The 18,356-nt window shown below is 68.6% G+C and carries 18 protein-coding genes; 8 read left to right on the top strand and 10 right to left on the bottom strand.

Translation table 11 applies throughout. The features are described 5' to 3' along the window. Positions 1-51: 51 nt before the first annotated feature. Complete coding sequence (locus HD841_RS11660; RefSeq protein WP_179509061.1) at positions 52-2,568, bottom strand: penicillin-binding protein 1A; 2,517 nt, start codon at positions 2,566-2,568, stop codon at positions 52-54. Between the two features lie 414 nt (positions 2,569-2,982). On the opposite strand from HD841_RS11660, the gene HD841_RS11655 reads away from it, so the two are divergent. The 4 genes from HD841_RS11655 to HD841_RS11640 all read left to right on the top strand — a co-directional run bounded on the left by HD841_RS11655 (position 2,983) and on the right by HD841_RS11640 (position 6,986). Beyond that, positions 2,983-4,335 (top strand): M48 family metalloprotease, encoded by a 1,353-nt coding sequence (locus HD841_RS11655; RefSeq protein ID WP_179509060.1) that lies wholly within the window; start codon positions 2,983-2,985, stop codon positions 4,333-4,335. Then, the gene (locus HD841_RS11650) at positions 4,332-5,045 is read left to right on the top strand and encodes a DsbA family protein (protein WP_179509059.1); all 714 of its coding nucleotides are present in this window, start codon (positions 4,332-4,334) and stop codon (positions 5,043-5,045) included. Before HD841_RS11655 ends, HD841_RS11650 begins: the two co-directional genes overlap by 4 nt. 253 nt (positions 5,046-5,298) lie before the next feature. Next, entirely contained in the window at positions 5,299-6,228 is a 930-nt protein-coding gene (locus tag HD841_RS11645; RefSeq protein WP_179509058.1) for an ABC transporter ATP-binding protein, read from the top strand. Then, positions 6,225-6,986: an ABC transporter permease gene (locus tag HD841_RS11640; protein ID WP_179509057.1), complete on the top strand. Its 762-nt coding sequence runs from the start codon at positions 6,225-6,227 to the stop codon at positions 6,984-6,986. Before HD841_RS11645 ends, HD841_RS11640 begins: the two co-directional genes overlap by 4 nt. Here HD841_RS11640 and HD841_RS11635 read toward each other — a convergent pair. The 6 genes from HD841_RS11635 to HD841_RS11610 all read right to left on the bottom strand — a co-directional run bounded on the left by HD841_RS11635 (position 6,958) and on the right by HD841_RS11610 (position 11,954). Continuing rightward, positions 6,958-7,692: a CPBP family intramembrane glutamic endopeptidase gene (locus tag HD841_RS11635; protein WP_179509056.1), complete on the bottom strand. Its 735-nt coding sequence runs from the start codon at positions 7,690-7,692 to the stop codon at positions 6,958-6,960. The genes HD841_RS11640 and HD841_RS11635 overlap by 29 nt on opposite strands. A 206-nt stretch (positions 7,693-7,898) precedes the next feature. Beyond that, positions 7,899-8,861 carry a class II fructose-bisphosphatase gene (gene glpX / locus HD841_RS11630; protein WP_179509055.1) on the bottom strand — a complete coding sequence of 321 codons (963 nt, stop codon included), beginning with the start codon at positions 8,859-8,861 and terminating at the stop codon, positions 7,899-7,901. A gap of 130 nt (positions 8,862-8,991) precedes the next feature. Beyond that, the gene (locus tag HD841_RS11625) at positions 8,992-10,407 is read right to left on the bottom strand and encodes a carbohydrate porin (protein ID WP_179509054.1); all 1,416 of its coding nucleotides are present in this window, start codon (positions 10,405-10,407) and stop codon (positions 8,992-8,994) included. A 161-nt stretch (positions 10,408-10,568) separates the two neighbouring features. Then, complete coding sequence (locus HD841_RS11620) at positions 10,569-10,991, bottom strand: hypothetical protein (RefSeq protein ID WP_179509053.1); 423 nt, start codon at positions 10,989-10,991, stop codon at positions 10,569-10,571. Next, positions 10,988-11,740 carry a prepilin peptidase gene (locus HD841_RS11615; RefSeq protein ID WP_179509052.1) on the bottom strand — a complete coding sequence of 251 codons (753 nt, stop codon included), beginning with the start codon at positions 11,738-11,740 and terminating at the stop codon, positions 10,988-10,990. The genes HD841_RS11620 and HD841_RS11615 overlap by 4 nt, the downstream gene beginning before the upstream one ends. A 1-nt stretch (position 11,741) precedes the next feature. Continuing rightward, positions 11,742-11,954, bottom strand: a complete 213-nt coding sequence (locus HD841_RS11610; RefSeq protein ID WP_179509051.1) for a hypothetical protein — start codon at positions 11,952-11,954, stop codon at positions 11,742-11,744. 369 nt (positions 11,955-12,323) lie between these two features. On the opposite strand from HD841_RS11610, the gene HD841_RS11605 reads away from it, so the two are divergent. Continuing rightward, positions 12,324-13,511 (top strand): acetyl-CoA C-acyltransferase, encoded by a 1,188-nt coding sequence (locus tag HD841_RS11605; protein WP_179509050.1) that lies wholly within the window; start codon positions 12,324-12,326, stop codon positions 13,509-13,511. Between the two features lie 372 nt (positions 13,512-13,883). Here HD841_RS11605 and HD841_RS11600 read toward each other — a convergent pair whose 3' ends face one another. Continuing rightward, on the bottom strand, positions 13,884-14,372 hold the full coding sequence (locus HD841_RS11600; protein WP_179509388.1) for an SH3 domain-containing protein: 489 nt from the start codon (positions 14,370-14,372) through the stop codon (positions 13,884-13,886). A gap of 101 nt (positions 14,373-14,473) precedes the next feature. Here HD841_RS11600 and HD841_RS11595 point away from each other — a divergent pair, with 101 nt between their 5' ends. Further along, the gene (locus tag HD841_RS11595) at positions 14,474-15,466 is read left to right on the top strand and encodes a 2-hydroxyacid dehydrogenase (protein WP_179509049.1); all 993 of its coding nucleotides are present in this window, start codon (positions 14,474-14,476) and stop codon (positions 15,464-15,466) included. Positions 15,467-15,560: 94 nt separating this feature from the next. Beyond that, the gene (locus HD841_RS11590) at positions 15,561-15,758 is read left to right on the top strand and encodes a hypothetical protein (RefSeq protein WP_179509048.1); all 198 of its coding nucleotides are present in this window, start codon (positions 15,561-15,563) and stop codon (positions 15,756-15,758) included. 25 nt (positions 15,759-15,783) lie between these two features. Here HD841_RS11590 and HD841_RS11585 read toward each other — a convergent pair whose 3' ends face one another. Both HD841_RS11585 and HD841_RS11580 read right to left on the bottom strand, forming a co-directional pair. Next, positions 15,784-16,248: a hypothetical protein gene (locus tag HD841_RS11585; protein WP_179509047.1), complete on the bottom strand. Its 465-nt coding sequence runs from the start codon at positions 16,246-16,248 to the stop codon at positions 15,784-15,786. Positions 16,249-16,264: 16 nt separating this feature from the next. Beyond that, positions 16,265-17,668 (bottom strand): NAD(P)H-dependent flavin oxidoreductase, encoded by a 1,404-nt coding sequence (locus HD841_RS11580; protein ID WP_179509046.1) that lies wholly within the window; start codon positions 17,666-17,668, stop codon positions 16,265-16,267. Positions 17,669-17,880: 212 nt separating this feature from the next. On the opposite strand from HD841_RS11580, the gene HD841_RS11575 reads away from it, so the two are divergent. Then, the gene (locus HD841_RS11575; protein WP_257015461.1) at positions 17,881-18,339 is read left to right on the top strand and encodes a hypothetical protein; all 459 of its coding nucleotides are present in this window, start codon (positions 17,881-17,883) and stop codon (positions 18,337-18,339) included. Positions 18,340-18,356 lie beyond the last annotated feature (17 nt).

Below are 18,356 nucleotides of genomic sequence, written 5' to 3'. Positions count from 1 at the left end.
CTCTCCGGGTAAGCAAGGATGGCGAACGAAGCGCCTATGTAGGATCGGGCGCTAGTAGATTCCGCCTTGTCTTTGCAAGAAATCGTCGTCGCGCGGTGCATTGGCGGCGCGGCGCGGCGCATTGGTCGCCGCCGCGGCAGGCGTCGGGCCGCGATGGATCGCGCGGCGCGGCTCGCTTTGCGGCTTGAACGCCTCCCAGATCACCGCCGCCTTGGGATCGCTGTCGTCCGGGAAGGTGCCGTAGACCGGGCGGCCGCTGGCGCGGTCGATGCGGACCATGCGGATGCCGGCGGGCGCGCGGAAGGGCAGCTTCTCCATCCCCTCATACGCCTTGACCGCGAATTCCTTGAAGATCGGCGCGGCGAAGGTGCCGCCCTGCGCGAAGCCGCCGAGATTGGTCGGCGTGTCGTAGCCGACGTAGAGCCCGCCGATGAACTGCGGCGTGCCGCCGACGAACCAGACGTCGGTCGGGCCGGTGGTCGTCCCGGTCTTGCCGAACATCGGCCGGTCGAGATCGCGCAGCACCACGGCGGTGCCGCGCTGGACAACGCCCTCGGTGATATGGACCATCTGATAGGCGGTCATCGCGTCGATCACCTGCCGCGCCCGGTCGCCGGGACGCGGCATCGCCTTGCCGTCCCAGTCGCGCGCGTTGCAGCCGTCGCAGGCGCGCCAATTCTCGGGCAGGATCACCTTGCCGTGGCGATCCTGGACGAAGTCGATCAGCGTCGGATTATGCGCGCGACCGTTGTTGGCGAGCGTCGCATACGCGTTGACCATTCGGGTGACGGTGGTGACGCCGGCCCCCAACGCATTGGCGAGATATGGCTGATAGTCGCCCACCCCCATCCGCTTCATCACGTCGACGACCTTGGGCATGCCGGTGGTCGCGGCGGCCCGCACCGTCATCAGGTTGCGCGACTGTTCGATGCCCCAGCGCATCGTGCGTGGCCCGGCCGCGCGCGTATTGCCGAAGTTGCGGAAGCATTTCTGCCCCAGCCGCGCGCCCTGGTCGACGCAGAACGGCCCGTCGACGATGATCGACGCCGGCGTCATGCCGTTTTCGAGCGCGGCGGAATAGACGATCGGCTTGATCGTCGAGCCCGGCTGGCGCAGCGCCTGGGTGGCGCGGTTGAACGCCTGCAAGCGGCTGTCGAACCCGCCCTGCATCGCCAGCACGCGGCCGGTCGCCGGCTCCTCGACGACGAAGCCGCCCGACACCTTGGGTACCGAGCGCAGCGCATAGGCGCCACCCTCCGGTGCCACGGCGATGATGTCGCCCGGCTCGATCGCGCCGAAGCTCGTGCCCCCCTTGCCGCGCACCGGGATCTGCGCGCCCGACCGCGGCAGGCGGCCGGTCTGGCCGTCGGCGAACCCGATCTGCCACGCATCGCCGTCCCGCCCGATCACGATGCCAGCACGCCAGTCGCTGTAATCCAGCCCGATATTGGTGTTGAGCAGCGTCTGCAGCCAGGTGTCGCCGTCGATGCTCTTGTGGGCGATCGGCCCCGCCCAGCCGCGCCCGCGATCGTAGCGCAACAGGCCGTCGCGCAGCGCCTGCGCGGCGAGGTCCTGCAACCGCGTATCGAGCGAGGTGCGCACCCACAGGCCGCCCTGATAGACGCCATAGGGGCCGTCGCGCGCGGTCTCGCCGAACTTGCCGATCAGCTGGCGGCGGACCTCCTCGACGAAATAGCCGCCCACCCGCTCGAACTTCGGCGTGCGGCGCAGGATCGTGCCGAGCGGCTCGGCCACCGCAGCATCGTGCTGCGCCTGGGTGATGAAGCCGTTGCGCAGCATCTCGCCGAGCACGTAGTTGCGCCGCGTCATCGCGCGATCGGCGTGGCGGACGGGATCGTAGTTCGACGGCCCCTTGGGCAGGATTGCCAGATAGGCGAGCTGCGCGAGGTCGAGCTCGTCGAGCTCCTTGTCGAAATAGGCGTGGCTCGCCGCCTCGACGCCGAAGGCGTTCCGGCCCAACGCGATCTGGTTGAGATACAGTTCGAGGATCTGCGGCTTGGTCAGCGTATCCTCGATCTTATAGGCGAGGATCGCTTCCTTGAGCTTGCGCGTCGGCGAATAGGCGTTGCCGATCAGCAGGTTCTTGGCGACCTGCTGGGTGATGGTCGAGCCGCCCTTGGCGCGCCGGCCGGTGCCGAACTTGCGGGCATAGTCGATCACCGCGCCGCCCAGGCCCGGATAGTCGACGCCGTGATGCTCGAAGAACGTCTTGTCCTCCGCCGCGAGGAAGGCGCGGACCAGCAACGGCGGATATTCGGCGAAGCTCAGTTCGACGCGGCGCTCGCGCGCGTAGGACTGGATCGGTGTGCCGTCGATCCCGCGCACGTTGGTCGGCAACGGCGGCTCATAGGTGCGCAGCTGGTCGACCGAGGGCAGGTCGCGCAGGATCGTCACCCACAGCACGCCGTAGCCGATCGCCGCCAGCACCGCGAGGAGCGCCAACCCCTTCACCCACCAGCGCCGCCACGCGCGACGCACGAGGCCACGCACCCCGCCCTGCGCGCGGAATGTCGTGAATCGGGAGGTGCGGGGAGCTTCGGACGCCATGGTTCAGGAGCGGCCGTGTAGCAGGTTCGCGGCCGGTTGCCACCCTCACCCCCACGCCGGCGTCATCGCCCCCGCCCAGCCCATCGTCATCCCGCCGCAAGCCGGGCCCCATGGTTGCGCGTCGCCAGCTTGGCGCGATGCCGCTTACGACACCGTGTCCATGGGTCCCGGCCTTCGCCGGGATGACGACGGGGAATGCACTCCCAATTCCTCCCCCGCCAGGGGGAGGTGGCAGCGCGACGCGCTGACCGAGGGGGAGGTAAGAGCGGGAGCTTTGCCATGAAGCTCTCACCCTTACCTCCCCCGCCACTCATCCCCCGTTCACCCGGCCATCGGCATGGCCGCTTTCGCCGTGACCTCCCCACCCTCCCCGCCTATACTCGCGCCGTGACCGCCCCTACCGCCCCCAAGAGCATGAAGCGTCTCGCCCTCTTCGCCGCCGCTGCCGCGCTGCTGTCCGCCGCCCCCGTGCAGGCGCAATCGATCCTGCGCGATGCCGAGACCGAGGCGATGTTCAGCGACATGGCGGTGCCGCTGGTGAAGGCGGCCGGCCTGTCGCCGCGCGACGTCAAGGTCGTGCTGATCAACGACGAATCGATCAACGCCTTCGTCGCCGGCGGGCAGACGGTCTACGTCCACTCCGGCCTGCTCCAGGCAGCGGTCAACGCCAACCAGGTGCAGGGCGTCATCGCGCACGAACTCGGCCATATCGCCGACGGCCATGTCGTGCTCGCCGACAACGGCATGAAGCCGGCGATGCACATCACTCTGCTGTCGATGGTGCTCGGCCTCGCCGCGGTTGCCGCGGGCGCGGGCGAGGCGGGCGCAGGGATCATGGCGCTCGGCCAGTCCGCCGGCATGGCGAAATATCTCTCGTTCAGCCGCACGCAGGAATCGGCTGCCGACGCCGCCGGCGCGCGCTTCCTCACCACCGCCGGGATCACCGGCAAGGGCATGCTCAGCTTCTTCAAGACGTTGCAGCAGCAGGAATATCGCTACGGCGTCGAGAATATCGACCCGTTCATGCAGACCCACCCGCTGTCGGGCGAGCGCATCGCCAACCTCACCGCGGTGCTGCAGGGCTCGCCGGCGTGGAACAAGCCGTCCGACCCGGCGCTGGAGGAACGGTTCCGTCGCGTGAAGGCGAAGCTGGAGGGCTATGTGATGACGCCCGACCGTACGCTGAAGGATTTCCCGGAGAGCGACGGCAGCATCTACGCGCATTACGCCCGCGCCTATGCCTGGCATAAGGCCGGCTATCCCGACAAGGCGGATGCCGAATCGCTCGCGCTGATCAAGGCCAAGCCCGACGACCCCTATTTCCAGGAGATCCGCGGCCAGATCCTGCTGGAGGCGGGGCGGCCCAACGACGCGATCCCGCCGCTGCGCGCCGCGACCGAAGGCTCGCGCAACAATCCGCTGATCGCCACCACCTTCGGCCACGCGCTGATCGCGACCGAGAACAAGGCCAATTATCCCGAGGCGATCAAGGTGCTGCGCGTCGCGGTCGGCCGCGACGACGAGAATCCGTTCGCCTGGTATCAGCTTGGCACCGCCTATGAACTGACCGGCGACACGCCGCGCGCCGCGCTCGCCACCGCCGAGCGCGCCAGCATGGAGGGCGACCACCGCACCGCCGCGCAGAGCGCGCGCTATGCGCTCGCCAACCTTCCCGCCAACACGTCCGATTGGATCCGCGCGCAAGACATTGCGATGGCCGCGCAGAACGACATGGACGACAATCCGAAGAAATATAAGAAACGATGAGCCGTTTTACCCTGCCGCTGACGGCATTGCTCGGCGGCCTGATTGGTGCCGGACTCGTCTGGAGTGCCGAGCACGTCGTATCGCCCGGCGGCACCGATCAGGCGCGTATCGAGCGTGTCGTCCACGACTATGTCCTCGCGCATCCCGAGATCATCCCGCAGGCGATGCAGGCCTTGCAGGAGCGCCAGTCGGGCGAGACGGTCGCCGCTAACCGCGACGCGATCGTCACGCCGTTCGGCAGCGCCTGGGCCGGCAATCCGAAGGGCGACGTCACCCTGGTGGAATATTTCGACTATAATTGCGGCTATTGCCGCGCGTCGCTGCCGATGATCGCCGATCTGCTGAAGCGGGACCCCAATCTGCGGATCGTCTATCGCGACCTGCCCATCCTGTCGGACGAAAGCCGCGTCGCCGCGCGCGCCAGCCTGGCGGCGGCGCAGCAGGGCAAGTTCCTCGGCTTCCACGATGCGCTCTATGCGGGCGGACCGGTCAGCGACGCGTCGATCAAGGCCGCCGCGGCCAAGGCCGGCGTGACGCTGGCCGCGCTCGACACCAACACGATCGACGCCGAGATCGCCAAGAACATGCAGACCGCCGCCAAGCTGGGCATGAACGGCACGCCGAGCTGGGTGGTCGGCAACCGCGTGCTGTCCGGCGCGCTGCCGGTCGAGGAACTCGAAAAGGCGATCGCCGCCGCGCGGGGGAAGTAAGCCCCCTGCTCCCCGCACTCTGTCATCCCCGCGAAGGCGGGGATCCAGATGCGCGAGCCTCCGCGGGTAGAACCGCAACGTCAGCGTCTATGGATTCCCGCCTGCGCGGGAATGACAATGGTAGAGGAGGGTATAACCTCCCTTCGTCATCATTTTCGCCGGGAGGACGCAGGGGAGCCGTATTCCGAAGGATATCACCCCCTTACCAACCGGCACCCCCCGCCCTATCTCCGGCCGACTCCGGGGGACCTCCATGCCAGAACCGATTCTCGCCGTCGCCGGCGTCTCCAAGACGTACAAGGGTGGTTTCACCGCGCTCCACCATGTCGATCTGACGATCAACAAGGGCGAGATCTTCGCGCTGCTCGGCCCCAACGGCGCCGGCAAGACGACGCTGATCAGCATCATCTGCGGGATCGTCACCCCCTCGACCGGCACGATCCAGGTCGCCGGCCACGACGCGATCAGCGACTATAAGGCGGCCCGCAGCCGCATCGGCCTCGTTCCCCAGGAATTGTCCGTCGACATGTTCGAGACGGTGCTCGCCACCGTCACCTTCTCGCGCCGGCTGTTCGGCCGCTCGGGGCACAGCGCCTATATCGAACAGGTGCTGCGCGACCTGTCGCTATGGGACAAGCGCGATTCCAAGATCATGGAGCTGTCCGGCGGCATGAAGCGCCGCGTCCTGATCGCCAAGGCGCTGGCGCACGAGCCCGAGATCCTGTTCCTCGACGAACCCACCGCCGGCGTCGACGTCGCGCTGCGCCGCGACATGTGGAAGCTGGTCCACGGCCTGCGCGAGCGCGGCACGACGATCATCCTCACCACCCATTATATCGAGGAGGCCGAGGAGATGGCCGATCGCGTCGGCGTGATCGACAAGGGCCGGCTGTTGCTGGTGGAGGAGAAGGCCGCGCTGATGCACAAGCTCGGCAAGCGCGAACTGGATCTCACGCTCGTCGAGCCGCTGGAGGCCATTCCGCCCGGCCTCGAACGCTGGCAGCTCAGCCTGCAGAACGACGGCAAGGTGCTGCGTTACGTCTTCGACGCGACCGAAGAACATACCGGCATCCCGTCGCTGCTGCGCGAACTGGCCGAACGGCACATCGCGTTCAAGGACCTCGAGACCTCCAAATCGAGCCTCGAGGATATTTTCGTCGATCTGGTGGGACAACGCGCATGAACCTCCACGGCGTCTGGGCGATCTATCGCTTCGAAATGGCGCGCTCGCTGCGCACCCTCTGGCAGAGCCTGGTCGGTCCGGTGCTCACCACGAGCCTGTATTTCATCGTCTTCGGCGGCGCGATCGGCAGCCGCATGCAGAGCGTCGACGGCGTCGGCTATGGCAGCTTCATCGTGCCGGGGCTCATCATGCTGTCGTTGCTGACGCAGAGCGTCGGCAATGCCTCGATCGGCATCTATTTCCCCAAATTCACCGGCACGATCTTCGAACTGCTCTCCGCGCCGGTATCGGCCATGGAGATGGTGCTCGGCTATGTCGGCGCGGCGGCGACCAAGTCGGTGGTGCTCGGCGTCATCATCCTCGCCACCTCGGCCTTCTTCGTGCCGATCCGCGTGCTCCATCCCGGCGCGATGATCGCCTTCCTGCTGCTCACTGCGATCGCGTTCAGCCTGTTCGGGTTCATCCTCGGCATCTGGGCGAAGAGCTTCGAACAGCTCAATTTCGTGCCGATGCTGCTGATCACGCCGCTGACCTTCCTCGGCGGCAGTTTCTATTCGATCGACATGCTGCCGCAGCCGTGGCGGACGGTCAGCCTGTTCAACCCGGTCGTCTACCTCGTCAGCGGCTTCCGCTGGAGCTTCTTCGGCAAGGGCGACGTCGATATCGCGGTCAGCCTCGGCGTGACGCTGGGCTTCCTGATCGTCTGCCTCGCGATCATCGCATGGATCTTCAAGAGCGGCTGGCGGCTGAAGAGCTGAGCCGCCGTCGCACCCGTGCCGACAGCGCGGGCCGCAGCACGAGCGCGTTGAGGTCGACCAGCACGTGTACCGCCATCGGCACCCACAAGGCGCCGGTGCCCATGTAGAGCGCGGCAAGCAGGCCGCCGCCGACGAAGGTCGCGGCCATGCCGATCCAGCCCTGATAGCGGTGCATCGCGGCAAAGGCGGTGGTGGCGACGATCGTGCCGGCCAGCCCCGATCCGGTCGCCATCGCGACGATCAGCGGCAGCCAGAGGCGGTAGAACAGCTCCTCCGCCGTCCCCGCCGACAGTGCGAGCACCGCCGCGGGCCAGAGGTCGGCGTCGCTGGTCGGCATGACCGCGCTGACGTTGCCCGCCGCCCACGGTGCCCGCCCGCGCCGCGCCCGCCACCAGGTGAGCAGCAGCCCGAGCAGGCTGCCGGTGCCCAGTCCGATCGCGACGGTGCCGGCGCCGATCGAGCCGGGCGGTACGCCCGCACCGAACGCGAGCGCCCAGAGTTCGGCGGGCAGCAACCAGATGCCGAACAGGCGCTGCACCGCGATCAGCCCGATCAGCGCGGTGACGCCATAGCCGATCCACAAGGTCGCCGCCCATCGCAGATGCCGTGCCCGGAAGCCGACCCGTACCCAGGCGAACATCCGCCCGCGCCGCAACAGCGCGATCTGGTAGCCGATGGTCAGAACGAAAAGCAGCGTGACGAGCATTGCCGTCACTCAGCCGGGATGCGTCGCGAAGTCCACTGTCGATCGTGCGCCGGAGTTCATCATGTCGTCATCCCGGCGAACGCCGGGACCCATGGTTGCGGAGGGCTCGGCGTGGCGCACACCCTCACCGACACCGTGTCCATGGGTCCCGGCGTTCGCCGGGATGACGACATTGGGAGGGATCACCGCAAACCGGTCGCCTCCGCTCAATCGGTGCGATGCTCGCCCTTGACCCAGCGCACCGTGCCGGTCGATGCGCGCATCACCACGCTCTCGGTGGTCATCTTGCCCTTCTTGCGCCGCACGCCTTCGAGCAGCGAGCCGTCGGTGACGCCGGTCGCCGCGAAGATGCAGTCGCCCTTGGCCAGCTCTTCGAGATCATACTGCTTGTCGAGGTCGTCGATGCCCCACTTACGCGCCCGTGCGCGCTCGTCGTCGTTGCGGAACAGCAGGCGCCCCTTGAACTGGCCGCCGACGCAACGCAGCGCGGCGCAGGCCAGCACGCCCTCCGGCGCGCCACCCGAGCCCATGTAGACGTCGATCGTCGTATCCGGGTCGGCGGTCGCGATCACGCCGGCGACATCGCCGTCACCGATCAGCATCACGCCGCAGCCGATGCCGCGCAGCTCGGCGATCAGCGCCTCGTGGCGCGGACGGTCGAGCACGCAGGCGATAATCTCGCTCGGAGCGACGCCCTTGGCGGCGGCAATCGCGGTGATATTCTCGGTCGGCGTCCTGTCGAGGTCGATCACGCCGGCGGGCAGGTTCGGCCCGACCGCGATCTTGTCCATATAGACGTCGGGCGCGTTGAGCAGGCCGCCCTTTTCGGCGATCGCCAGCACCGCGAGGCTGTTCGGCCCCGCCTTGGCGCAGATCGTCGTGCCTTCGAGCGGATCGAGCGCGATGTCGATCGCCGGTCCGTTACCGGTGCCGACCTTCTCGCCGATGAACAGCATCGGCGCCTCGTCGCGCTCGCCCTCGCCGATCACCACGGTGCCGTCGATATCGAGTTCGTTGAGCGCGGCCCGCATCGCCTCGACCGCAGCGGCATCCGCCGCCTTTTCGTCGCCGCGCCCCGTCAGCGTCGAGGCGGAGATCGCCGCCGCTTCAGTGACGCGCACCATCTCGAGGACGAGGACGCGATCGAGGACCTGGCTGGCGGCTTGCATGCTATACCTCTGTTTAACGTGTATAACAGGGGTGTACCCCGGTCTTGCTGCAACGACAAGCGCGATCGAGTCCCGCGCCGGGTCTGCGACAGGAGGGCATGTTCATGAGTCCCCGGCGCTTTGCGAAGGGTCAGAGCGTGATCGCCGCCTTCATCCCCAGCACGCCGACGTCATGCGCCTCGCGGATGCCGCCGGGGTGATGGATATATTGCAGGTTGGGGCGAAGCTCGAGCCAGTCGATCGGATGGATGCTGTAATAGACCTCCGCGGCATATTCCGCGTGACGCACCGGCGTCCCCGGGATCAGCCGGTCCGCGGTCGCGGCGCGGCCGTTGACGTTGGTCCGCCCCGCCGCGACGCCGAGCACGTCGCCCGGCACCGCCGGCACCAGCCCCTTGTAGAACAGCCCCACCGACACCTGATTGTCGGTCACCGAAGTCGCCCGGTCCGCCTGCGTGATATTGGCGAACATCGACAGGCCGGTCAGCGCCTTGCCGTCCTTCGACTCGCCGGTCAGCTGCTGCTGCATCGTGCCGTAGACGCCGTAGCGACTCGTATGCTGGAGCGGTGCCAGCCCGGTCACGACGCTGGGATTGCGGTTGACGTCGAACAGCACGTCGTCGCCCTTCGCGGTGCCGAGCCACGCCCCGACCTTGTACGATCCGACGTGCCCGTCGTCGCCGCCCCGCGTCCAGCCGACCTCGACCGGGATCAGCGCGCCGGTCGCGCCATGGAAGCGCCACAGGAAGAAGTCGTTGTCGAGGTTGCGCGGATTGATCTCGTACACGCCGCCCTGCACGTAGAGGTCGCGGGGCAGGTCGACGCGGACGCGGCCGCCCCATTGGCCGATCGGCCAGTTCTGCCAATAATCGCCGACCAGATTGCCCGGCTGCGATCCGCAGAAGGTCAGGTTCATGAAATGGCACGAGAAGACCGCAAAGTCCTCGCCGGGATTGGTCCGCCCCAGCTTGATCTCGACGCGCGAGCCGATCCGCTGTTCATACCACAATTGCGTGACGCGCAGCGTCTGCCCGCGGCCATAGACCTCCTGCACCTGCTGCAACGAATCGATGCCCGCGTCCGCGGTCAGGTTGCGGCCGCGCCGCCAGGTCAGCGTCGCCTGGAAGGCGCCGCCCGTCAGGCCGACCAGCTTGTCGAGATCGAGCAGCGCGCCCGCGTCGAGCTGCCCCGTCTCGCGGAACAGCTTCCGGTCGCCGCCGGCGACGTTATAGCCGCTTTCCGATGCGTAGCGCGCGGTGACGCCGATGCCGCGTTCGCCGAGCCGGGTGCGGATCTCCTGCCAGTCGCCGATCAGGCCGGGCGGCGGCGCGCTCTGCGTATCGCCGATCAGCGCGGAGGGAGAGGTGTCGCGTGCGCGCGGGATCGCGGTACGCGGTCGGTGCTGGGTGTCGCCGCGGCTGGTATCGACCCCGGCCTCCGCGGTGTCGGGCGATGGCGCCGGTGCGCCGACATCGACCTGTTGGGCATGGGCACCGCCGGCGAGCAAGGCGGCGGTCAAAGCGGCGAAGGCGAAACGTAGCGTCATCGGATCCCATTGGAGCAGCACGGGGTCTCGCCCGCGCTACCGAGAACGGTCCAAAATGACATTGGTTCGTCAGACGAAACGAATTCTGCAACCGTGGCTGATCTGCAACGCTCCCGATGCCCGGCCGCGGCCGTCGCACCGGCTGGGGTTCGGCGGCCGCCTCAGCTTCGGCAGCCGATCAGCCCGGCGACGGGCACCGCGACGATATCCTGTCCCGGTCGCTCGATCTGCAACGACCCCTCCGGCACGCGGGCGCCCGCGGTCAGCCCGTCCTGCTGGACGATCTCCATCGCCAGCCGCACGCTGATGTCCTTGCCCCGATAGTCGATCGCATCGGCAAAGCCGAGCTTGCCCGTGCCGCTGCCGCCGGTTCGCGCCAGATCGAGCGTCTTGCCGCCGATCGACACGCGCAACAGGCCGGGCTCGGCGACCGCCATCGCCACCAGCTGACGATCGGCGGGGTTCCACAGATAGGCGGCGCAGCCTTTTCCCGGCAGCCGCTGCTGCCCGATCGGCCCGAGCACCGATGCGGGCGCGGGAGCAGCGGCGGTCTGGGCAGCCATGGCGAGCAACAACGCGATCATGGCGCGAGCCCTACCATGGCGAGCCACGCCGGGTAAGCCGCGACGCCGAGCAACGCGCCGAACGGCAGCGCGGTATCGCGGGCGATGTGCCGCCCGGTGAGATGCGCGAACAGTGCGACACCCAGCCCGATCAGGCTCGCGATCACCAGCACCGCCGGCAGCATCCGCCAGCCGAGCCACAGCCCGATCGCCCCCATCAGCTTGGGATCGCCGCCGCCCATCCCCTCGCGCCCGCGCAGCACCTTGTAGCCGATCGCGACAGCGGCGAGCGCGGCATAGCCGGCGACGCCACCGATCAGCCGATCGGGCAATGCGGGCACGAGCCCCGCCGCCCCGCTCGCCACGCCGGCGACCGCCAGCAACGCGGTCAGCCGGTCGGGCAGCCAGAAGGCGACGATATCGAGCGCCGCCAGCGCCAGCAGCAGCCAGCCGAACACCGCCCCCGCCACACCCGCCCAGCCCGGCGCGACCGCTCCCGCCGCCGCGCCGATCGCCAGCGCCGCCAGTTCGATCGCCAGATGGCCACGATCGATCCGCGCACCGCAGCTGCGGCACCGTCCGCGCTGGAGCAGGAAACTGACGATCGGCATCAGCTCGGCCGGGCCGAGCGTCCGTCCGCAATGATCGCAGGTCGACCGTCCGCGCGTGATCGACCGGCCCGCCGGCCAGCGGATCACCAGCGCCGCGATGAAGCTGCCGAAGATCGCGCCGAGTCCGCCGAGCAGCAGCGCCCAGCCGACGGCGCTCACGTCAGGCCTCGCCGGGGTCGGGCTCGCGAATCAGATAGCGGTAGACGCCGAGCATATCGATCAGCAGCAGCACCACGTTCTGCGACCCCAGCGCCCAGTCGCGCATCAGCGCCGCGCCGACCAGCCACGCGACCGCCGAGAGGCAGAACAGCACCATTGCCCAGCCGGTGTCGCGCCGCCCCCAGTCGAGCGCGACGATGGTCGCCGCAATCATCCCGCTGATCGATGCAAACCACCGGATAGGCTCGATAAATTCTTCCATCGCGGCTGAGCGTGCGGGCGCGCAAAAGTATCCCGCGCGATGCGTCCTCCCCTGCCGGACGCAGGTGACGCCACGCAGCGGTGACGAAGCAAAAGGATTGGGCAACGGCCGGGACACCAAAGCCTTCGCTGCTCCCTGCCCCTCCACCGCCGGGCGCCTGCCGAACAACCCCCGTTGCCCTTTGGGGGGAGGATCGATGACGGCCGCCGGCCCCGCCCCCCTCATGCCGACCCGCAGCCACGCTGGGCCTGCGATATCCCGTCATTGCCCCGCCCACTCCCGCACCCTAGATCGCCCCCAACTAGAAACACCGGAGAGCCCATGTCCACCGATCCCGTCGTCATCGTCAGTTATGCCCGTACGCCGATGGGCTCGTTCCAGGGTGCGCTCGCCGGCGCATCGGCGACCGAACTCGGCGCCACCGCGGTCAAGGCCGCGGTCGCGCGCGCCGGCGCGTCGGCCGAGGCAATCGAGCGCATCTACATGGGCTGTGTCCTTCCCGCGGGCCTCGGCCAGGCGCCGGCCCGGCAGGCGGCGATCGGCGCCGGCCTCGGCACGCATGTCGAGGCGACGACGGTCAACAAGATGTGCGGCTCGGGCATGCAGGCCGCCATCCTCGCCGCCGATGCGCTTGCCGCAGGCTCGGTGGACCTGCTCGTCGCGGGCGGCATGGAGAGCATGACCAACGCGCCCTATCTGTCCCGCAAGCATCGAAGCGGTGCACGCATCGGTCACGACACGCTCTACGATCATATGTACCTCGACGGGCTCGAAGACGCCTATGAGCCCGGCAAGCTGATGGGCCATTTCGCCGAAGATACCGCCGCCGACTATCAGTTCACGCGTCAGGCGATGGACGATTATGCGATCGAATCGCTCCACCGCGCGCAGCGGGCGCAGGCGTCGGGCGCCTTCGACCGCGAGATCGTCGCGGTCGAGGTGGCCGGCCGCAAGGGCACGACCACCGTCGCGCTCGACGAACAGCCGGCGAAGGGCGACGTCGCCAAGATCCCGACGCTCAAGCCCGCCTTCTCGCGCGACGGCACGATCACGGCGGCCAACGCCTCGTCGATCTCCGACGGCGCCGCCGCGCTGGTGATGACCCGCGCCAGCATCGCCGAACGGCTCGGCCTCACCCCGATCGCCCGCGTCGTGTCGCATGCCGCGCACGCCCACGACCCCGCCAAATTCACCACCGCGCCGGTCTTCGCGATGCGCAAGGCGATGGAACGCGCCGGCTGGGGCCGCGACGACATCGACCTGTTCGAGGTCAACGAGGCGTTCGCGGTCGTCTCGATGATCGCGATCCACGACCTCGGCCTCGATCCGGCGCGGCTCAACGTCCACGGCGGCGCCTGTGCGCTCGGCCATCCCATCGGGGCGAGCGGCGCCCGCATCCTCGCGACCTTGCTGTCGGCGCTGGAAACCAACGGTCAGCGCCGCGGCCTGGCGTCGCTGTGCATCGGCGGCGGCGAAGCGACCGCGATGGCCGTCGAATTGATGAACTAGGCGGGATCGACGTTGGGGGCTCGGAGATAACGCCGGCCCCGGCTGGGCAAGGCTATCGTGTGGACGTTCGCTTGACGCCGCCGCCTCCCAATTCCACCCCGTCACCCCGGACTCGTTCCGGGGTCCACCGGGCCACGAGGGAATGGTGGCCTATCATGCCTTTCCCCTCGCCGCAGAGTGGACCCCGGAACGAGTCCGGGGTGACGGATACCAGGAGGACGCCGACACGACCCTCATCACCGGAGCCATAGGCGATAGTCCTCCCCCTGGCGGGAGAGGAATTGGCCTCTAAGCATGACCGTCGATCCGGGCTGACACCCTGGGCAGAGAGGCTCCCTTCCCTTCACGCAAGAGAGGGGCGCACGTCGTAGATTACGGCAGGCGTTCGCCCGCCTCGACACCCCACAGGCTGCCCACCTCGACGAAGCCGGCCTGCCCGCGCACGTCGAACCGGCACCAGCCGCCGCCGCACGCGCTCAGCCGGCCGACCACGCCCGGCGCCGCGCGCCACAGCAGCTTCGCGCCCGCCGACGGCCGATCGTGCAGCTCGACCGGCTGCTGGCCGCGCACGATTGCGGTCCGCCGCTCGCTCAGCAACGCCGCCAGCATCCAGCCCTGCGTGCCGTCGGGATCCTCGACCTTGCGCCATTGCTTGAACGTCGCGACCACCCGCACCGGCAGGTCGGCGCGCTGGTACAGCCAGCTCGCCGGATAGGTCTTGTCCGGGCCGGTGCGCATCCGCGCGCGGCCGGCGTTGATCGACGCGAAATAGGGCAAGGTCTTCTTCGCATCGGCGGCCAGCGCGCCGCCGTCGGCGACCAGCATCGCCAGTCCCGCGACCGCTAAAGCCCAATGGCGCATCATAACATTCCTCAAACTGGAAGCCCCCTCTCTAGCGTGGCCGCGGACAGGAGCAACGATCCGTTGACGCAACCCACGCGCTCCGCCAAGCCGATGCCGCGATGCCAGAGCCCCGCAAGACCCCCAAGGTGATCGTCACCCGCGAGCTCGCCGACACCGTCATGGACCGGCTGGAGGCGCTGTTCGACACGACCAACAACCGCGGCGACGCGGTGATGACGCGCGACCAGCTCGCCGCCGCGATGGCGGATTGCGACGTGCTGGTGCCGACCGTCACCGACGAGATCGATGCCGATCTGATCGCCGGCGCCGGCGAACGCCTGCGCCTCATCGCCAATTACGGCGCCGGCGTGAACCATATCGCGCTCAAGGCGGCGCGCGCCCGCGGCATCATCGTCACCAACACGCCCGGCGTGCTGACCGAGGATACCGCCGACATGGCGATGGCGCTGATCGTCTCGGTGCCCCGGCGGCTGGCGGAGGGCGAGAAGCTGGTCCGCTCGGGCGAATGGCACGGCTGGAGCCCCGGCGGGATGCTCGGCCACCGTATCGGCGGCAAGGCCCTGGGCATCGTCGGCATGGGGCGGATCGGGCAGGCGGTGGCGCGACGCGCGCGCGCGTTCGGCCTGTCGATCCACTATCACAACCGCCGCCGCCTGCCCGCCGTCGTCGAGGCGGAGCTGGGCGCGACCTATCATGCCGATCTCGACGAACTGCTCGGCACCGTCGACATCGTCAGCATCCACACGCCGCTCAACCCCGACAGCCGCGACCTGATCGACCGCCGCCGCATCGGCCTGATGCGCCGCCACGTCTATGTCATCAACACCTCGCGCGGCGGCATCCTCGACGAAGCGGCGCTGGTCGACGCGCTCGAAGGGGGCCGGCTCGCCGGTGCCGGGCTCGACGTCTGGGAGCACGAGCCGCGCATCGATCCCCGCCTGCTCGCGCTGCCCAATGTGGTGATGACCCCGCATATGGGGTCGGCGACGCTCGAGGGCCGGCAGGCTTCGGGGGAGCGCGTCATCCAGAACATCCGCATGTGGGCCGACGGCCATCGCCCGCCCGATCAGGTGCTCGAAGGCTGGGCGTAACTGCCCGCCCGATCGGTGACAAAATGTTGCCCGTCGGAACATCTTGCTGCGCAGCACCATTTACGCTGCTTCGAATCAGCAAGGGAAATCAACGATGAAGATCAAGCCGCTCGCCGCGTCCGCGCTCCTGCTCGGCACCGCGATCAGCCTGTCGGCCTGTTCGACGCTGAAGGGCGCCGGCATCGGCGCTGCGGGCGGCGCGGGCGTCGCCGCGGCGACCGGCGGCAGCGTCGAGAAGGGCGCGGCGGTCGGCGGCGCCGGCGGCGCCGTGGTCGGCACCGTCGCCGACTAACCGAGGTTCGGGAGCGCCGAGCGCCTCAACCCGGCGTTCCCGTACACCGTGCAAGGATCCGCGCCCGCGCGTGATCCTTGTCACGGCCGAAGCGGGTGAGGATCGCGATCATCTCGTCCCGCGCAGGCGCATATACCGTCTCACTGCCGATGCCGACCGCCACGCGCGTGCCCGGCACGAGTTCGGACCAGCTCCCTTCGGCGGCGAGCATGAATCCGCCCATGATCTCGACATCTCGGTCCGGCCGCCGCCAGCGCGCGAACAGCCGCGAGCGGAAGCGCGGATCGACATCCGGCGGCGAGACGACGATGCCGAGCCGCGCCACGAGGGCAGCGGCGTCGCGCTCGCTGGTCAGCAGATCGATGTCCGCCACCGCGGTGTCGCCGCCCAGCAGCACCACCGCGGCGCTCCCGATGATCCACCAGGGATCGATCGCGGGGCGCATTGCCCCGGCCACCGCGATGAGCGCCGCCTCGACCCCCGCGTCCATCGTGCCGGCGGCCCGCTCAGTCCCCGGTCAGGATGCGATCGACCAATTGCTTCACCGTCGGCACGAAGCCGTTCGAGTAGAACGGATCGCGCTTGAAGTTGTACGCGGCATGCCCGGCGAACATCAGATTCTGGTCGATGTCGCCGCCATGCGCGATGTCCTGCAAGGTCTTCTGGATGCAGAAGCTGCGCGGGTCGGCGAGCCGGCCGGTCGAATTGGTGTCGGTATCCGCCCAGCTCGAGAAGGAGCATTGCGACAGGCAGCCCATGCAATCCGCCTGATCCTTGCGGATGATGCCCTTCTCGACCGGCGTCACGAAGACGAGCGTGTTGTCCGGCGTCTTGAGCGCATCGGTATAGCCTTCGCCGAACCACTGGCGCGCGCGCAGCAGGTCGTTGCGCGTCACCCAGAAGTTCCTGCCCTTCACGCCGACGTCGAGCTGGAAGACGTGGTCGCCCGCCTCCTGCGTCGAAAAGGCGATCTGCCGCTCCGACCGCGCCTCGAGGTTGCGGAGGAACGGATTGCGCACCGCCGACGAATAGAAACCGGTCGGCGAGAAGCGATGCAGCAGCACTTCGCCTTCCTCGATCTCGGTCAGCTTGGCCTTCCATTCCTGCGGGATCGGGCTTTCCTGGGTCAGCAGCGGCCGCGTGCCATATTGGAAGGCGATCGTGCCGAGTTCCGGATTGTCGAGCCAGTCGTTCCAGTCGCGCAGGTACCAGACGCCGCCCGCCATCACGATCGGCGTGCTGTCCGGGATCCCGCCCTCGCGCATCACCGCGCGCAGTTCGGCGACCCGCGGGAACGGGTCCTGCGGCTTCAACGGGTCCTCGGCGTTCGACAGGCCATTGTGGCCGCCGGCGAGCCAGGGGTCCTCGTAGACCACCGCCGCCAGCCAGTCCGCCGCCTTCGAATAGGCGCGCTTCCACAATGCGCGGAAGGCGCGGCCCGACGACACGATCGGCAGATAGGAGACGCCGTACGACGCCGTGATCTCCGACAATTTGTACGGCATGCCGGCGCCGCAGGTGACGCCCGCGACCATGCCGCGGGTCCGCTCCAGCACACCGTGGAGGATGCGCTGGGCACCGCCCATTTCCCACAGCACGTTGATGTTGATCGCGCCGCGACCGCCGGCGATCTCATGCGCGCGCTCGACCTGCTGCACCGCGCCCTCGATGGCATATTGGACCAGTTCCTCATGCCGTTCGCGGCGGGTCAGCGCGCGATAGACCTGGGGGATGATCTTGCCGTCGGGATCGTAGCTGTCGGCGTTGACCGCGGAGACCGTGCCGATGCCGCCCGCGGCGGCCCATGCTCCCGCAGAGGCATGATTGGTCGCGGCGACGCCCTTGCCGCCCTCGACGAGCGGCCAGACCTCGCGGCCATTGTAGACAATCGGCTTCAGGCCCTTGAACACGGAAAGCTGCACCTCATTCGGGGGTAAATACGGCCGGCTATACAAGAAGGATGCAGGGATGCGAAGGAATTGCGCTTCGCTGCGGCCGAAGCGGCCGTTTGCGACCAAATGCCGCACCGGCGCGGCGAGATCCCGCGCATCCTTAGTAGCTGGTTAACGCCCTTGCGGCACATCCGGCCCGGACAGGCTTGCGAGGGGGGGAAGCAACACCGATGGAGGTCCTCAATCATCTGATCGCGCCGCGCCGGACGGCGGTGATGCGGCTGCCCGACCGGCCGCGCTCGCCGCTCGGCGCGCTGCTGCTGCCGCAGTTCGAACGGCTGGGCTGCGTCGCGGGGGCGCTGCCGCATGATGGCCCGACCGGCTCGGCCTGGTCGCGCGCTTATATCCTCGGCGCCGCCTGCGCCGCGCTCCAGCAGCACGGCCCCACGCCGATCAGCGACCAGGATTGTTTCGCCACCGCGCTGCACGCCTTCGCGCTCACCTATGGCGAGACCGAAGCGCACGACATCCTCACCGCCACCATCGCCGCGGCCGAGGCGCAGGAGCCGGAGGTGGAGGACGGCCTGCTGCAAGGCGCCGTCGACCTCGCGCTGGTCGCCTCCGGCGATTGCGGCGCGTCGCTCCATTTCGCGCTGCGGCTCGAAGAGGAATTGACCCAGGAGGCATAGTCCCAGCCGCCCCATAG

The organism is Sphingomonas melonis, assembly GCF_013409985.1.
Taxonomy (GTDB): Bacteria; Pseudomonadota; Alphaproteobacteria; order Sphingomonadales; family Sphingomonadaceae; genus Sphingomonas; species Sphingomonas melonis_A.
This window is presented reverse-complemented; position numbering and strand designations above follow the sequence as displayed.

Excerpts from the sequence above, each read along its gene's own strand:
- HD841_RS11660 (WP_179509061.1), bottom strand. The coding sequence starts at position 2,568 with ATGGCGTCCGAAGCTCCCCGCACCTCCCGATTCACGACATTCCGCGCG.
- HD841_RS11655 (WP_179509060.1), top strand. The coding sequence starts at position 2,983 with ATGAAGCGTCTCGCCCTCTTCGCCGCCGCTGCCGCGCTGCTGTCCGCC.
- HD841_RS11650 (WP_179509059.1), top strand. The coding sequence starts at position 4,332 with ATGAGCCGTTTTACCCTGCCGCTGACGGCATTGCTCGGCGGCCTGATT.
- HD841_RS11645 (WP_179509058.1), top strand. The coding sequence starts at position 5,299 with ATGCCAGAACCGATTCTCGCCGTCGCCGGCGTCTCCAAGACGTACAAG.
- HD841_RS11640 (WP_179509057.1), top strand. The coding sequence starts at position 6,225 with ATGAACCTCCACGGCGTCTGGGCGATCTATCGCTTCGAAATGGCGCGC.
- HD841_RS11635 (WP_179509056.1), bottom strand. The coding sequence starts at position 7,692 with ATGCTCGTCACGCTGCTTTTCGTTCTGACCATCGGCTACCAGATCGCG.
- glpX (WP_179509055.1), bottom strand. The coding sequence starts at position 8,861 with ATGCAAGCCGCCAGCCAGGTCCTCGATCGCGTCCTCGTCCTCGAGATG.
- HD841_RS11625 (WP_179509054.1), bottom strand. The coding sequence starts at position 10,407 with ATGACGCTACGTTTCGCCTTCGCCGCTTTGACCGCCGCCTTGCTCGCC.
- HD841_RS11620 (WP_179509053.1), bottom strand. The coding sequence starts at position 10,991 with ATGATCGCGTTGTTGCTCGCCATGGCTGCCCAGACCGCCGCTGCTCCC.
- HD841_RS11610 (WP_179509051.1), bottom strand. The coding sequence starts at position 11,954 with ATGATTGCGGCGACCATCGTCGCGCTCGACTGGGGGCGGCGCGACACC.
- HD841_RS11605 (WP_179509050.1), top strand. The coding sequence starts at position 12,324 with ATGTCCACCGATCCCGTCGTCATCGTCAGTTATGCCCGTACGCCGATG.
- HD841_RS11600 (WP_179509388.1), bottom strand. The coding sequence starts at position 14,372 with ATGCGCCATTGGGCTTTAGCGGTCGCGGGACTGGCGATGCTGGTCGCC.
- HD841_RS11595 (WP_179509049.1), top strand. The coding sequence starts at position 14,474 with ATGCCAGAGCCCCGCAAGACCCCCAAGGTGATCGTCACCCGCGAGCTC.
- HD841_RS11590 (WP_179509048.1), top strand. The coding sequence starts at position 15,561 with ATGAAGATCAAGCCGCTCGCCGCGTCCGCGCTCCTGCTCGGCACCGCG.
- HD841_RS11585 (WP_179509047.1), bottom strand. The coding sequence starts at position 16,248 with ATGGACGCGGGGGTCGAGGCGGCGCTCATCGCGGTGGCCGGGGCAATG.
- HD841_RS11575 (WP_257015461.1), top strand. The coding sequence starts at position 17,881 with ATGGAGGTCCTCAATCATCTGATCGCGCCGCGCCGGACGGCGGTGATG.